Consider the following 13,783-nt stretch of genomic DNA (forward strand, 5'->3'; position numbering starts at 1 on the left):
AAATGAGTACAAAAAAAGAAAGAGTAGATGTACTATTAGTAGAACGAGGGCTTATAGAAACACGTGAGAAAGCAAAACGCGCCGTTATGGCGGGACTCGTATATGCGAATGAGATGAGACTTGATAAGCCAGGAGAGAAAATCCCACAAGATACAGAGATTACGGTGAAGGGACAAGTTATGCCGTATGTAAGCCGTGGTGGTTATAAACTTGAAAAGGCATTAGAGACATTTCATCTGAATTTACAAGATAAAGTTATGATAGATATTGGTTCATCAACTGGTGGCTTTACAGATTGTGCGCTTCAAAACGGAGCGAAATTATCTTATGCATTAGATGTAGGATACAATCAGCTTGCGTGGAAATTGCGTCAAGATGAGCGTGTTGTCGTAATGGAACGGACAAACTTCCGTTACGTGACACCAGCAGACTTAGAACGTGGTTTACCGCAATTTGCTAGTATCGATGTTTCATTTATATCATTAAAGCTTATACTGCCGGTTTTAAAAACAATGCTTATGCCTAATGGGGATGTAGCAGCGTTAATTAAACCACAGTTTGAAGCTGGAAGAGAGCAAGTTGGGAAAAAAGGTATCGTTCGTGATCGAAAAGTACACGAGGCTGTCGTGGAAATGATTGTCGACTTTGCTATAAAAGAAGGATACGATGTAGAAGGTTTAACATTCTCACCAATTACGGGCGGGGATGGTAATATTGAATTTTTAATTCATTTGAAATGGCATGGTGAACGTGAGAATGGTGAAAATCAATCTCCAGTTTCTGTTGAGCAAGTAGTTACAGAGGCGCATGATGTCCTAAAACAAAAAGGAAAAGGGGAATAACATATGTTGTTCCTCTTTTTGTTGTAATTGTATAATGATTGTAAAAACAATTGTGTACAAGCAACGAATTATAAGTTAACATAAATAAGTGAAGTATACCAATGTTTAAACTATGGTAAGAGATAGTGTGAGGTGCAAATGTATGAATAAAGGTCAGCGCCATATTAAAATCAGGGAAATTATTGCAAACAAAGAAATTGAAACACAAGATGAATTAGTTGATATTTTACGTAATGAGGGATTTAATGTAACGCAAGCAACAGTATCGCGCGATATTAAAGAACTGCACTTAGTGAAAGTGCCATTACATGATGGTCGCTATAAATATAGCTTGCCAGCAGATCAACGATTTAACCCGTTACAAAAATTAAAACGCAATCTAGTGGATTCATTTGTAAAATTAGACACGGCAGGACATATGCTTGTGCTAAAAACATTGCCTGGTAACGCTCATTCACTTGGAGCACTTATTGATCATTTAGAGTGGGATGAGATCATCGGAACCATCTGTGGTGATGATACTTGCTTAATTATTTGCCGTACACCTGAAGATACAGGTGTTGTCTCTGATCGTTTCTTAAATATGTTGTAATAAAAAAATCTTGTTTGCTTTCCTCTGTAAAGTGGAAAGTGAACAGGATATTTTTATTGGTTAAAAATGTGAATTCTTAATTGTAATATAATATTTTCTTTGAATAAAATTAGAAAATAGGTGGATTGACCCGTAAAACGAATGTTTGGTACAATGGAGCGGTTAGAAAAGTAATTTATACATACAAATATATAGTATGACTATTTGAATAAAGAACTGAGAAAAGCCCTTAATAGGGGATTAGTTTATAACGAGGTGAATGGGGCATTGTTATCGGAATTATCGATTAGAAACTTTGCTATTATTGAGGCATTAAATATTTCTTTTCAAAAAGGATTAACGGTTTTAAGTGGTGAAACAGGGGCCGGAAAATCGATTATTATTGATGCGATTAGTTTACTTGTAGGTGGCCGTGGTTCAGCGGAATTTGTTCGATACGGAACAGAAAAAGCTGAGATAGAGGGGCTATTTTATGTAGAAGATGATAAGCATCCATGTATTGAAAAGGCAGAAGAGTTGGACATAGAAATCGAAGACGGCATGATTATTTTGAAGCGTGATATCGCTGCAAATGGAAAAAGTGTATGTCGTGTAAATGGGAAACTAGTTACCCTTAGTATATTAAAAGAAATTGGGAAAACACTTGTTGATATTCATGGGCAGCACGAAACGCAAGACTTAATGAATGAAGAGCGACATTTATTTATGCTCGATCATTTTGATGGAGAGCGTATTGTTAAACAATTGGATATATATCAAAACGTATACGCTGATTATGAGAAGTTAAAAAAACAGTTAAAATCGTTAAGTGAAAATGAACAACAAATGGCGCATCGCTTAGATTTAATTCAATTCCAGCATGAAGAAATCCGTAAGGCGGATTTAAAGATGGATGAAGAAAATGAATTAACTGAAGAACGATTGCAAATTTCTAATTTTGAAAAAATTTACAAAGCATTAGGCGATGCATATCGCTCATTAAGCGCGGACGGACAAGGATTAGATAATGTAAGAAGCGCAATGGGACAAATGGAGAGTATTACACATTTAGATGAAGTGTATCAAGAAAATCATGACTCAATTGCAAATAGCTATTACTTATTAGAAGAAGTTGCGTATCAACTGAGAGAAAAGCTCGATATGATGGAATATGATCCGAATCGTTTAGACGAAATTGAAACGCGTTTAAATGAAATTCGTATGCTAAAGAGAAAATATGGAAATACTGTAGAAGAGATTTTAGCGTATGCTGATAAAATTGAACAAGAAATTTTTACGATTGAAAATAAAGACGTTCATATTGAAACGACGAAGAAGCAGTTAAAGGAATTAGAAAGTGTTATTCTGAAAGAAGCAACGTTGTTAAGTAATATGCGTCATGAACTTGCAGAGCATCTTACAAATGCCATTCATCAGGAATTAAAAGAATTATATATGGAAAAAACAAAATTTGAAGTGAGAATCATGAAGCGAGTAGGAAATGCTGAAGAGCCTCTTGTAGAAGGAGCGCCGGTAAGACTTACGGCGGATGGCTACGATCATGTGGAATTTTATATTTCAACAAATCCAGGTGAGCCACTAAAACCACTTTCAAAGGTCGCTTCTGGCGGAGAGTTATCTCGTATTATTTTAGCTTTAAAAAGCATTTTTTCTAAGCATCAAGGTGTTGCATCAGTTATTTTTGATGAGGTGGATACTGGTGTAAGTGGCCGGGTCGCACAGGCTATTGCGGAAAAAATTTATCGAGTATCAGTAAACTCACAAGTGCTTTGTATTACGCACTTACCTCAAGTCGCTTCAATGGCGGATTCGCATTTATTTATTCGAAAACAAGTAGCGAATGATCGCACAATTACATCAGTTACCGTTTTAACTATGGAGGATAAAGTAACAGAAATAGCTCGAATGATTTCTGGTGTAGAAATTACAGATTTAACGACAGAACATGCGAAAGAATTACTTACGCAAGCACATCATTTTAAACAGACAGCAGAGGCTATCCAGTAATGGATAGCTTTTTTTCTCAAAAGATGATTTCTTAATTCTTCCGGTTATAAATAAAGCACTGCAAGGAGAGATTAAAAAGTGAAGCCAAGAGGCTGAATGTGGGGTAGGAGCGAGGAGAGTGAACAAATTGAAATTAGAAAGATTTCGCAAAATAATAGGTATTTTTCTCCTTGTTTCTTTAGTTTTTATAGGGTGTTTTAAACCGCTTCGGACGTTTATTTCATCCCCGAAGCAACTTGTTGTTTTTGAAGGACAACAATCAGAAATAGCTTCATTATCAGTATTTCAAGCTTCATCTACAGATCGTGATGTGTTTACAGTAAGTTCAAATGAACAAAAACAAGGACTTATGGTAAATTCTCATCAAAATGGTGAAGCAGATATGGTGTTTCAACTTGCTGGTTTTCCAGTGAAAAAAGTAAATGTGAAAGTATTAAAAGATTTCAAAGTTATTCCAGGTGGACAATCAATTGGTGTGAAGTTAAACACAAAAGGGGTACTTGTTGTAGGCCATCATTTAATTCAAACTGAAAAAGGGAAAGTGTCTCCTGGTGAAACAGCTGGTGTGCAAATTGGAGATATGATTACTGAAATTAATGGGAAAACAATTGAAAGAATGAGTGATGTAGCACCATTTATTCATAATAGTGGTGAAACAGGTGAACCGCTTAATCTTGTTTTGTTAAGAGATGGAAAACATATCCGTACTAAGTTAACACCACAAAAAGACAGTGGAGAATCGTCTTATCGCATTGGTTTATATATTCGTGATTCCGCAGCTGGAATTGGAACAATGACATTTGTTCATCCTGATTCTATGAAATATGGGGCACTTGGTCATGTCATTTCTGATAACGATACGAAAAAGCCGATTCAAGTCGAAGATGGACAAATTATGCGTTCGACAGTTACATCAATTGAAAGAGGTAGTCATGGGAATCCAGGAGAGAAATTAGCAAGGTTCTCACCAGATCGTGAAGTGATTGGTAATATTACAATAAATAGTCCATTTGGTATATTCGGGAAATTGAATGCGGATATGACAAATGGCGTAATGGATAAAGCAATGCCTATTGCACTATCTCATCAAGTGAAAGAGGGACCGGCAAAAATATTAACAGTTATTGATAAAGATAAAGTGGAATCGTTTGATATTGAAGTTGTTAGTACAGTACCACAAAAGTTTCCGGCTACAAAAGGAATGGTAATAAAAGTAACAGACAAACGTTTATTAGCGAAAACGGGTGGTATCGTACAGGGCATGAGTGGAAGTCCAATTGTACAAAATGGGAAAGTAATTGGTGCTGTTACACATGTATTTGTAAATGATCCGACATCAGGATATGGTGTTCATATTGAATGGATGTTACATGAGGCTGGAATTAACATTTATGAACAAGAAAGAAAAGCGAGCTAATTATTAATTAGCTCGCTTTTCTGATGAAAAATTCGTTGAAATTTTGTAAAAGCTCCGCAAGAGGTGTTTTTTGTTGTAAAATAAAAGAAAAGGGTTGAACGTTTCGTTGTATTTCTATGATGGAATGTGTTGCGAAAGGGAATAAATGAACGATAAACATATTTTTTTGTGATTTTATCGGAAAGTAACAAACTTTAAAAGGGAATTTTCACACAATTGTCGAACAATTCATGTAGCCTAGAAGGATACACATGTCGGAGAATCGATTCGGTAAGGGAGGAAAAGCTGTGGAGAAAATTAAAGTATGTCTTGTGGATGATAATAAAGAATTAGTATCAATGCTAGAGAGTTATGTAGCTGCTCAAGATGATATGGAAGTAATCGGTACTGCTTATAATGGTCAAGAGTGTTTAAATTTATTAAATGATAAGCAGCCGGATGTACTTGTTTTAGACATTATTATGCCACATTTAGATGGTTTAGCTGTACTAGAGAAAATGCGACATATTGAAAGGTTAAGACAGCCTAGCGTAATTATGTTGACAGCATTTGGACAAGAAGATGTGACGAAAAAAGCAGTTGACTTAGGTGCTTCATATTTCATATTAAAACCATTTGATATGGAGAATTTAACGAGTCATATTCGTCAAGTAAGCGGTAAAGCGAACGCTACCATTAAACGTCCACTGCCATCTTTCCGTTCAGCAACGACTATAGATGGAAAGCCAAAAAACTTAGATGCAAGCATTACGAGTATCATTCATGAAATTGGTGTGCCTGCTCATATTAAAGGATATATGTACTTAAGGGAAGCAATCTCTATGGTGTACAACGATATCGAATTACTTGGATCTATTACGAAAGTATTGTATCCAGATATTGCAAAGAAATATAATACAACAGCAAGCCGTGTTGAGCGAGCAATCCGTCACGCGATTGAAGTAGCATGGAGTCGTGGGAATATTGATTCTATTTCGTCTTTATTCGGTTATACAGTATCCATGTCAAAAGCAAAACCTACGAATTCCGAGTTCATCGCAATGGTTGCGGATAAGCTTAGACTTGAACATAAGGCTAGCTGAGATTAGAATTAGTAAGTGATTTAAGTTTTAGTAAAGCTTAATAATTCTTGAAATTGATACTCGATATTAAATTTAAAACCAATGAACTTTTTATTTAATGACCAATGAATGTTAGAATTCGTTGGTCTTTTTATTTGCTTTGATTTAAGGATTTTGAAGGAATACATATGTATATAAAAAATGCAGTGAAAATAGGGTGTGCACAGGAAATACGTAGGTTTGACATCATAATCTCTATAGCGTATCATTGATTGGGAAAAGTTAGAAATATAGGAGAATGGATGAATGAATTTAACAAAAATAGTGAATCGAGCTTACCCAATCATTGTTATAACGGTGTTTTTATTTGTATTTTCAATGATAGTAAGTAAATTTTTTATCCCGAAAACAATTTTGATGAGTGGTGAATTTCCTTATCCGACTGAGGAGTATACTCCTGAAAAAGTCGGTGCTGTTATAGCGGTGACGTTGCTTTTATTTGCGCTCTTCTTTATGTATTATAAGTGGGTTATTAATAAAATGAAAAGAACACACACAAATATTATGATTACTTTAGGTAGTATAATCATTTTGATGATGGAAATATTTATTACTTCCATAGCATTTAACCCTGTTATAGGAGATTATGCCATCCTTAAACAAGGGATTGTCTCTGTGTTTAATGGAGATGATCAATTCTTAGAAATGGGACAGCTTCTATTTTATCCATATAATACACATATCGTATTATTAGGAGGATATTTTGCTAGATTGGTAGGAAGTGTAGATTTAGCGATAAAAATATTACCGATAGCCTGTATAACAGGTAGTATTATTTTAAATGTATTGATTGTAAGGAAAATTACAAACTTTAAAGTTGCTCACATATCGATCGTATTATCTGTGCTAAACATTTTTATATATTGGCAGGCACCAGTTTTCTATACGCATACATTAGTAATATTTTTTATTTCAGCAACGATGTATACATATTTGTGCTTGAAAACGGCGGAAACAAAAAGAATGAAGATTATTTTATGGATTTTATTAGGGGTCTTCGCAGCTTGTACTTATATTATAAGACCAACAGCATTGGCTGTAGCTTTAGCGATTTTAATTGAAAATATTTTAAAGTTTCGTAAGGAATATTCTATAAAGGTGTTAAGTAGTGTTTTATTTTGTTTAATCCTTATTGTAAGTTTTAAAGGTATAACGACAAAGTTAAATCTCAGCACCGATAATGAAATTGAAAAAATTCCATTCACTCATTGGGTGAAAATGGGGCTGAACAAAGATACGTATGGTGTGTGGAATCAGGCAGATACAGATTATATTGATGATGAAAACATAAAGAATACGAAGGATTTGAATGAACACAATAAAGAAGTTATAATGCAGCGTTTCAGTGAACTTGGTGTAACGGGTTATGTACAACATTTAAATGAAAAAATAACTAGAGAATGGGTATCAAGTCAGTTCTCCATGTACCGTATTGGAGAATGGTTTGAGCAGAAGAATGACACGATAACTAATTACGTATCGAACTATAGTACAACGAATTATGAAATCGTTACTATATATTCGTATGTTATCAAATTATTCGTTTATGTAGCTGTTCTGGCGGCTATTATTCTTTATAAAAGGAAAGATGAAAATGAATCCGAAGTTATACGAATTGCGATGATTAGTACATTAGGAGTATTTACTTTCTTGTTACTATGGGAAACAGCTCCTCATTATACGTATGAAGCATTTGCATTTATGAATATTCCAGCTTCTTTAGGGTTGTATAAATTGTTTATGATTTTTAACAAAGAAAAGAAAAATGCATAATTTGAGTAATTGAAACAAGTAGTAAGAACCCCCTTCTTTTATTAAAAAAGGGGGTTTTATTTAATTGAATATAAATGTTTTGGGAAAAGATTACATGGAATCATAGTGCATCCGTTAAAGAATTTTAGCAGGGAAGTCATCCGTGATATAATAGAAAATAATAAAAAGCCCTGCAAAACAGGACTGTATTATTCTTCGTCTTTATTTTGTTTTTCTAATTCAACTAACTTTTGAATTAAAATGTGCTGCGGCATATGCATAAGTTGTTCAAGTGGAACACCTAATGCTTTTGATAGGCGGACTGCAGTGTCTGGAGAAATTTGTAATGGTCTCATAGAAGTACCTCCTTTTTCGTATAGTATAGCATAAGATTGGGGGAGTGAGGATGACTCTTATATTTGCACATCGTGGTGCAGCGGGAACGTACCCAGAAAATACAATGATTTCATTTGAAGCAGCTGAATCTTTTGGAGCAGATGGAATTGAACTTGATGTTCAATTAACGAAAGATGGAAAAGTTGTCGTCATTCATGATGAAACAGTGAACAGGACAACAAATGGAAAAGGTGCGGTTCGAAATTATTTATATGAGGATTTATGTAAATTAGATGCGAGCTATAAATTTGGTGATAAAGTAGGGTTTTGTAAAATACCTCTTTTAGAAGAGGTGTTAGAATGGATTGAAAAAACAGCGTTGCTACTTAATATTGAACTGAAAAATAATAAAATCCCATACAGAGGTTTAGAGGAAGAAGTTATAACGCTTGTACGGAAATGTAATCTAGAAGATCGTGTTATATTTTCTTCGTTCAATCACTACAGTATGAAAAGGTGTCATATGATGGCTCCTGATATTCAAACGGCGATTTTATATCGCGAAGGTTTGCATAGTCCGTGGTCGTATGCGAAAAAAATGGGCGCTGCAGCAGTACACCCTAATTATCGTTATCTTCAAGATGCTGTTGCCGAATTAACGATGGAAAGTGATGTAGAGGTTCGCCCTTATACAATAAATGAAGAAACGCTTATGCGTAAATATTTTGATATGAATATTTCAGCGATTATTACTGATTATCCTGAAACAGCAAGAACGTTATTGCCAATAAAAAAATGAGACCGTGTGTAACGGTCTCATTTTTTATTTATCCCGCGTTAACGGACAGTAAAACTCCCACCTCAAAATTCAGTTGGAGCAAAGAAGTTAGGTGGGAGATCAACTGTCCGTAAACGTCCGATTGGTTCAACTAATAATCAGTGGGGGATGAACAAAACCCCCACTGATTAAAGTTTCACTTTATAAATAGTGGGGCCTTCCTATCTTCTAAAGCGAGCTTGTACTTTATTTCGTTTACGGTCTCGGTGTAAGACGAAGCCCCCGAAGATATAAAACCCGAGCCCGAAGCAGAGAGCGCCGATTAAAAATTGTAACCATAGTATAGAGAGTGGAGGAAATAGAATCCCGAATACAGTATCTCTCATTAACTTAATGCCAAATACAGCTAATGAAATAGGGATGAGTGCTAATGATAGAGCAAGGTAACGCTGCATATAAACGCTCCTTTTCAGATTATTTTGTTTATTTTAATGATGTTATATGAAAAGGGGGTTTGTCAAGAGGGGGCTGAACGAGTAAGATAAGGGTGTGAAAAATTTTGCAGAGATACTTCGAGAGGAAGTGTAATAAATGAAACAAAAAGTTTTAATTGTTGGTGCAGGGGAAGGTGGCAGTACACTGCTGAATCTGTTACAAAGTTCGAATATATTTCAAATTATAGGGATTATTGATATAAATCCGATAGCAAAAGGATTACAAATGGCTAAGGAATACGGGGTTACGATTGGAGAGAGTGTAACGCCGTTTCTTTCTATGGATATTGATGTAATGTTCGATATGACAGGTGATGCTGATTTACATAAAGTTTTATTAAAGAAAAAGCATAAAGATACGCTTCTTATACCAGGTGACATTGCGAAAATTGTAACGAGATTAGCACATGAGAAGGAAGATTTAATTGGAAAGTTAGAAGAACAGACGCAGCAAGGGGATTTAATTTTAAATTCTACGCATGACGGTATGATTGTGATTGATCGAGAGGGACAAGTTCGCCTGTTTAATAAAAGTGCAGAGCGCATTATCGGATATAAAAAAGAAGATGCGGTAGGGAAATATATTTTAGAAGTTATTCCGACTAGTAAGTTGCTTCGTATTATACGTACGAAACAAATAGAAGTAAATTATGAACTGACATTAGAGAATGAAAAGAAAATTATTACAACCCGTATTCCAATATTAAAAGAGGGAGGAGAGGTACAAGGGGCATTTGCGATTTTTAAAGATATAACAGAAGTTGTAGATCTTGCGGAAGAAGTTACAGATTTAAAGGAGATCCAAACGTTGCTTGAGGCGATTATCAACTCGTCTGAGGAAGCCATCTCGGTCGTGGATGAAAAAGGAAGAGGATTAGTAATTAACCCTGCGTATACGAAATTAACAGGTTTAACAGAAGAGGACATTATTGGGAAACCGGCTACAACCGATATTGTAGAAGGTGAAAGTATGCATATGAAAGTACTTCGAACGCGTAGGGCGGTACGCGGAATACATATGAAGATTGGACAAAAGAAGCGTGATGTAATTGTAAACGTAGCGCCAGTTATAGTGGATGGGATATTGAAAGGAAGCGTTGGTGTAATTCGTGACGTATCAGAAATTCAAAAGTTAACAAATGAATTGAATCGAGCAAGGCAAATTATTCGAACGTTAGAAGCGAAATATTCATTTGATGACATTGTCGGAAACTCAGATGAAACAACGGCTGCTATTGAGCAGGCGAAACTTGGGGCGAATACACCAGCAACAGTGTTACTACGCGGAGAATCTGGAACGGGTAAAGAATTGTTTGCACATGCAATTCATAATGGAAGTAATCGAAAATATAATAAATTCGTCCGGGTAAACTGTGCTGCTATTTCCGAGAATTTATTAGAAAGTGAATTATTCGGTTATGAGGAAGGCGCATTCTCAGGAGCAAAAAGAGGCGGAAAACGAGGTTTTTTTGAGGAAGCGAATAACGGTAGTATCTTTTTAGATGAAATAGGAGAATTGTCTGCAAATACGCAAGCGAAACTCCTTCGTGTGTTGCAAGAAAAAGAGATTGTAAAAGTTGGTGGAACGAAAGCGATCCCTATCAATGTCCGAGTAATTGCAGCAACGCACGTGAATTTAGAGAAGGCTATTCTAGAAGGAGAGTTTAGGGAGGATTTATATTATCGATTAAATAAAATTCCAATTCAAATCCCATCTCTGCGTCAGCGTAAAGAGGACATATCATCAATTGCAGAAAGATTAATTCAAAAAATTAATCAAGATTATGGCCGAAATATAGAGGGACTCACTGATGCAGCTATTTTATATTTGCAATCATATGAATGGCCAGGGAATGTGAGGGAACTTGAAAATATTTTGGGGAGAGCTATTATCTTTATGAATTATAACGAGACCTATATTGATGTACACCATTTACCGCCATTACATAACGAAGAGCAGGTGGAGTCAAAGCAAGTTCATTTATTACCAGAGTTAGAAGAAAAGCCACTTGAACATTTAGTAACGGAGTTTGAAGGGAATATCATTCATGAATATTTAGAGAGATTCGGTGGAAATAAAACACAAACGGCAAGAGCGTTAGGAATTTCGGTTCGAAATTTATATTACAAGCTAGAAAAGTATGAGTGTGCAAAAAATAGCATGCAATAAATTGCGTACCATGCAATTTATTGCGTGGTATACAAAATACGACAAAACAAGACAGAATCTTTTGTTATTTTCCAAAGTATTGATTTTACTGCATTTTGAATGCGTTTTCATTATTGGTAAGACCACTTTTAAAAGTTGGCACGGTATTTGCTTTATAAAAAGACGAGGGACGACGGAAAGGGTTGGTTACAAAATATGAAGTTAGAACACTTAATTGATCAAGCAGTAGGACAGCCTAAAAAAACTGTGGCTGTAGCAGTAGCTGAAGATCATGAAGTAATTGAAGCTGTAGCGAAAGCAATTACATTACAGCTAGCTCAATTTCGTCTATATGGAAATCAAGAAAAAATAATGGGGATGCTACAAGAATATAGTTTACAAACTTCAGAACATATTGAAGTAATTGCAGCAACGTCAAGTGCTGAGGCTGCAGAACTTTCTGTGAAAGCTGTAAGAAATGGCGAAGCAGATGTGCTTATGAAGGGGAACATCCCAACAGCAAATATTTTGAAAGCTGTATTAAATAAAGAGTGGGGACTTCGTAAAGGTAGCGTACTTTCACACGTTGCAGCATTTGAAGTTCCGAATTACGATCGTCTGATTTTTGTTACGGATGCAGCGATGAACATTGCACCTGATGTAACACAGAAAGCTGCTATTATACAGAATACTGTAGAAGTTGCCCAGGCAATAGGAATTGATTTGCCTAAGGTAGCACCAATTGCAGCGGTAGAGGTTGTGAATCCTGCGATGCAAGCAACAATTGATGCAGCGATGTTAACTCAAATGAATCGCCGCGGACAAATTAAAAATTGTGTCGTTGATGGACCACTTGCTTTAGATAATGCAGTATCACAAATTGCAGCAGAACATAAAGGCATAGTAAGTGATGTAGCAGGTAAGGCAGACATTTTACTCGTCCCAACGATTGAAGCTGGAAATGTGCTATATAAATCACTCGTCTACTTTGCTGATGCAAAAGTAGGAGCAATGATTGCTGGCGCAAAGGCACCGATTGTTTTAACATCTCGTGCTGATTCAGCAGAAACAAAAGTATATTCATTAGCATTGGCAGTTGCGACTGCTTCAAAATAAACCAAATAGGGTAAAACACTAGGGGGAAACGACAATGACATTAGAAATCTTCGAATACTTAGAAAAATATGATTATGAGCAAGTAGTATTTTGTCAAGATAAAGAATCTGGTTTAAAAGCAATCATTGCAATTCATGATACAACACTTGGACCAGCTCTTGGTGGAACAAGAATGTGGACATATGATTCTGAAGAAGCGGCGATTGAAGATGCATTGCGTCTTGCAAAAGGGATGACATACAAAAACGCAGCTGCTGGTTTAAACTTAGGTGGTGCGAAAACAGTAATTATCGGTGATCCACGTAAAGATAAGAGCGAAGCGATGTTCCGTGCGTTAGGCCGTTACATTCAAGGACTAAACGGACGTTACATTACAGCTGAAGATGTTGGTACAACAGTAGATGATATGGATATTATCCACGAAGAAACTGACTTTGTAACAGGTATTTCACCATCATTCGGTTCTTCTGGTAACCCATCTCCAGTAACTGCATACGGTGTGTATCGTGGTATGAAAGCTGCTGCGAAAGAAGCTTTCGGTACTGATAATTTAGAAGGAAAAGTAATTGCTGTTCAAGGTGTTGGTAACGTAGCATATCACCTATGCAAACATTTACACGCTGAAGGAGCAAAACTAATCGTTACAGATATTAATAAAGAAGCTGTACAACGTGCAGTAGAAGAATTCGGCGCAACAGCAGTTGAGCCAAATGAAATTTACGGTGTTGAATGTGATATTTACGCACCATGTGCATTAGGCGCAACAGTTAATGACGAAACTATTCCACAACTTAAAGCAAAAGTAATCGCAGGTTCTGCAAATAACCAATTAAAAGAAGATCGTCACGGCGACATGATTCATGAAATGGGTATTGTATACGCACCAGACTATGTAATTAATGCAGGTGGCGTAATTAACGTAGCAGACGAGTTATATGGATACAATAGAGAACGTGCATTAAAACGCGTTGAGTCAATTTATGACACAATTGCAAAAGTAATCGAAATTTCAAAACGCGATGGCATTGCAACTTATGTAGCAGCAGATCGTTTAGCTGAAGAGCGCATTGCAAGCTTGAAAAACTCTCGTAGCACATACTTACGCAACGGTCACGACATTATTAGCCGTCGCTAATCATTCATATATTACTTTTACAAAAGGTGTGGTTACCTCTTATG

At 35.9% G+C, this 13,783-nt stretch carries 12 protein-coding genes; 10 read left to right on the top strand and 2 right to left on the bottom strand.

Features of this window, described 5'->3' with window-relative positions; genetic code table 11:
- Positions 1-2 precede the first annotated feature (2 nt).
- The 6 genes from ACTFOB_RS17440 (at position 3) to ACTFOB_RS17465 (ending at position 7,752) form a co-directional block, all read left to right on the top strand.
- Positions 3-842: a TlyA family RNA methyltransferase gene (locus tag ACTFOB_RS17440; protein WP_440027787.1), complete on the top strand. Its 840-nt coding sequence runs from the start codon at positions 3-5 to the stop codon at positions 840-842.
- A 142-nt stretch (positions 843-984) separates the two neighbouring features.
- On the top strand, positions 985-1,434 hold the full coding sequence (gene argR / locus ACTFOB_RS17445; RefSeq protein ID WP_001032581.1) for an arginine repressor ArgR: 450 nt from the start codon (positions 985-987) through the stop codon (positions 1,432-1,434).
- Positions 1,435-1,701: 267 nt separating this feature from the next.
- Positions 1,702-3,441, top strand: a complete 1,740-nt coding sequence (recN, locus tag ACTFOB_RS17450; protein WP_440027789.1) for a DNA repair protein RecN — start codon at positions 1,702-1,704, stop codon at positions 3,439-3,441.
- Between the two features lie 118 nt (positions 3,442-3,559).
- Positions 3,560-4,858: a SpoIVB peptidase gene (gene spoIVB / locus ACTFOB_RS17455; protein ID WP_440027791.1), complete on the top strand. Its 1,299-nt coding sequence runs from the start codon at positions 3,560-3,562 to the stop codon at positions 4,856-4,858.
- Positions 4,859-5,145: 287 nt separating this feature from the next.
- Positions 5,146-5,940, top strand: a complete 795-nt coding sequence (spo0A, locus tag ACTFOB_RS17460; RefSeq protein WP_033656399.1) for a sporulation transcription factor Spo0A — start codon at positions 5,146-5,148, stop codon at positions 5,938-5,940.
- A 285-nt stretch (positions 5,941-6,225) separates the two neighbouring features.
- Entirely contained in the window at positions 6,226-7,752 is a 1,527-nt protein-coding gene (locus ACTFOB_RS17465) for a hypothetical protein (protein ID WP_440027793.1), read from the top strand.
- A gap of 188 nt (positions 7,753-7,940) precedes the next feature.
- Here ACTFOB_RS17465 and ACTFOB_RS17470 read toward each other — a convergent pair whose 3' ends face one another.
- Entirely contained in the window at positions 7,941-8,087 is a 147-nt protein-coding gene (locus ACTFOB_RS17470) for a YycC family protein (RefSeq protein WP_001247671.1), read from the bottom strand.
- A 50-nt stretch (positions 8,088-8,137) separates the two neighbouring features.
- On the opposite strand from ACTFOB_RS17470, the gene ACTFOB_RS17475 reads away from it, so the two are divergent.
- Positions 8,138-8,866 carry a glycerophosphodiester phosphodiesterase gene (locus tag ACTFOB_RS17475; RefSeq protein WP_440027795.1) on the top strand — a complete coding sequence of 243 codons (729 nt, stop codon included), beginning with the start codon at positions 8,138-8,140 and terminating at the stop codon, positions 8,864-8,866.
- A gap of 200 nt (positions 8,867-9,066) precedes the next feature.
- Here the strand turns inward: ACTFOB_RS17475 and ACTFOB_RS17480 are convergent, their stop codons facing one another.
- The gene (locus ACTFOB_RS17480; protein ID WP_001190198.1) at positions 9,067-9,300 is read right to left on the bottom strand and encodes a DUF2627 domain-containing protein; all 234 of its coding nucleotides are present in this window, start codon (positions 9,298-9,300) and stop codon (positions 9,067-9,069) included.
- A gap of 136 nt (positions 9,301-9,436) precedes the next feature.
- On the opposite strand from ACTFOB_RS17480, the gene ACTFOB_RS17485 reads away from it, so the two are divergent.
- From ACTFOB_RS17485 to ACTFOB_RS17495, 3 genes are all read left to right on the top strand, one after another.
- Positions 9,437-11,509 (top strand): sigma 54-interacting transcriptional regulator, encoded by a 2,073-nt coding sequence (locus ACTFOB_RS17485; protein ID WP_440027797.1) that lies wholly within the window; start codon positions 9,437-9,439, stop codon positions 11,507-11,509.
- 195 nt (positions 11,510-11,704) lie between these two features.
- Positions 11,705-12,604, top strand: coding sequence for a phosphate butyryltransferase (gene yqiS, locus ACTFOB_RS17490; protein ID WP_440027798.1), 900 nt, complete (start codon positions 11,705-11,707; stop codon positions 12,602-12,604).
- A 34-nt stretch (positions 12,605-12,638) separates the two neighbouring features.
- Positions 12,639-13,739, top strand: coding sequence for a leucine dehydrogenase (locus ACTFOB_RS17495; RefSeq protein ID WP_440027801.1), 1,101 nt, complete (start codon positions 12,639-12,641; stop codon positions 13,737-13,739).
- Positions 13,740-13,783: the final 44 nt, after the last annotated feature.

This window comes from Bacillus cereus group sp. MYBK79-1 (genome assembly GCF_051915365.1).
Classification (GTDB): domain Bacteria; phylum Bacillota; class Bacilli; order Bacillales; family Bacillaceae_G; genus Bacillus_A.

Bases quoted from the DNA above. Each gene is read 5' to 3' on its own strand.
- ACTFOB_RS17465 (WP_440027793.1), top strand. From the start codon at position 6,226: ATGAATTTAACAAAAATAGTGAATCGAGCTTACCCAATCATTGTTATA.
- ACTFOB_RS17470 (WP_001247671.1), bottom strand. From the start codon at position 8,087: ATGAGACCATTACAAATTTCTCCAGACACTGCAGTCCGCCTATCAAAA.
- argR (WP_001032581.1), top strand. From the start codon at position 985: ATGAATAAAGGTCAGCGCCATATTAAAATCAGGGAAATTATTGCAAAC.
- yqiS (WP_440027798.1), top strand. From the start codon at position 11,705: ATGAAGTTAGAACACTTAATTGATCAAGCAGTAGGACAGCCTAAAAAA.
- ACTFOB_RS17440 (WP_440027787.1), top strand. From the start codon at position 3: ATGAGTACAAAAAAAGAAAGAGTAGATGTACTATTAGTAGAACGAGGG.
- ACTFOB_RS17475 (WP_440027795.1), top strand. From the start codon at position 8,138: ATGACTCTTATATTTGCACATCGTGGTGCAGCGGGAACGTACCCAGAA.
- ACTFOB_RS17480 (WP_001190198.1), bottom strand. From the start codon at position 9,300: ATGCAGCGTTACCTTGCTCTATCATTAGCACTCATCCCTATTTCATTA.
- ACTFOB_RS17485 (WP_440027797.1), top strand. From the start codon at position 9,437: ATGAAACAAAAAGTTTTAATTGTTGGTGCAGGGGAAGGTGGCAGTACA.
- ACTFOB_RS17495 (WP_440027801.1), top strand. From the start codon at position 12,639: ATGACATTAGAAATCTTCGAATACTTAGAAAAATATGATTATGAGCAA.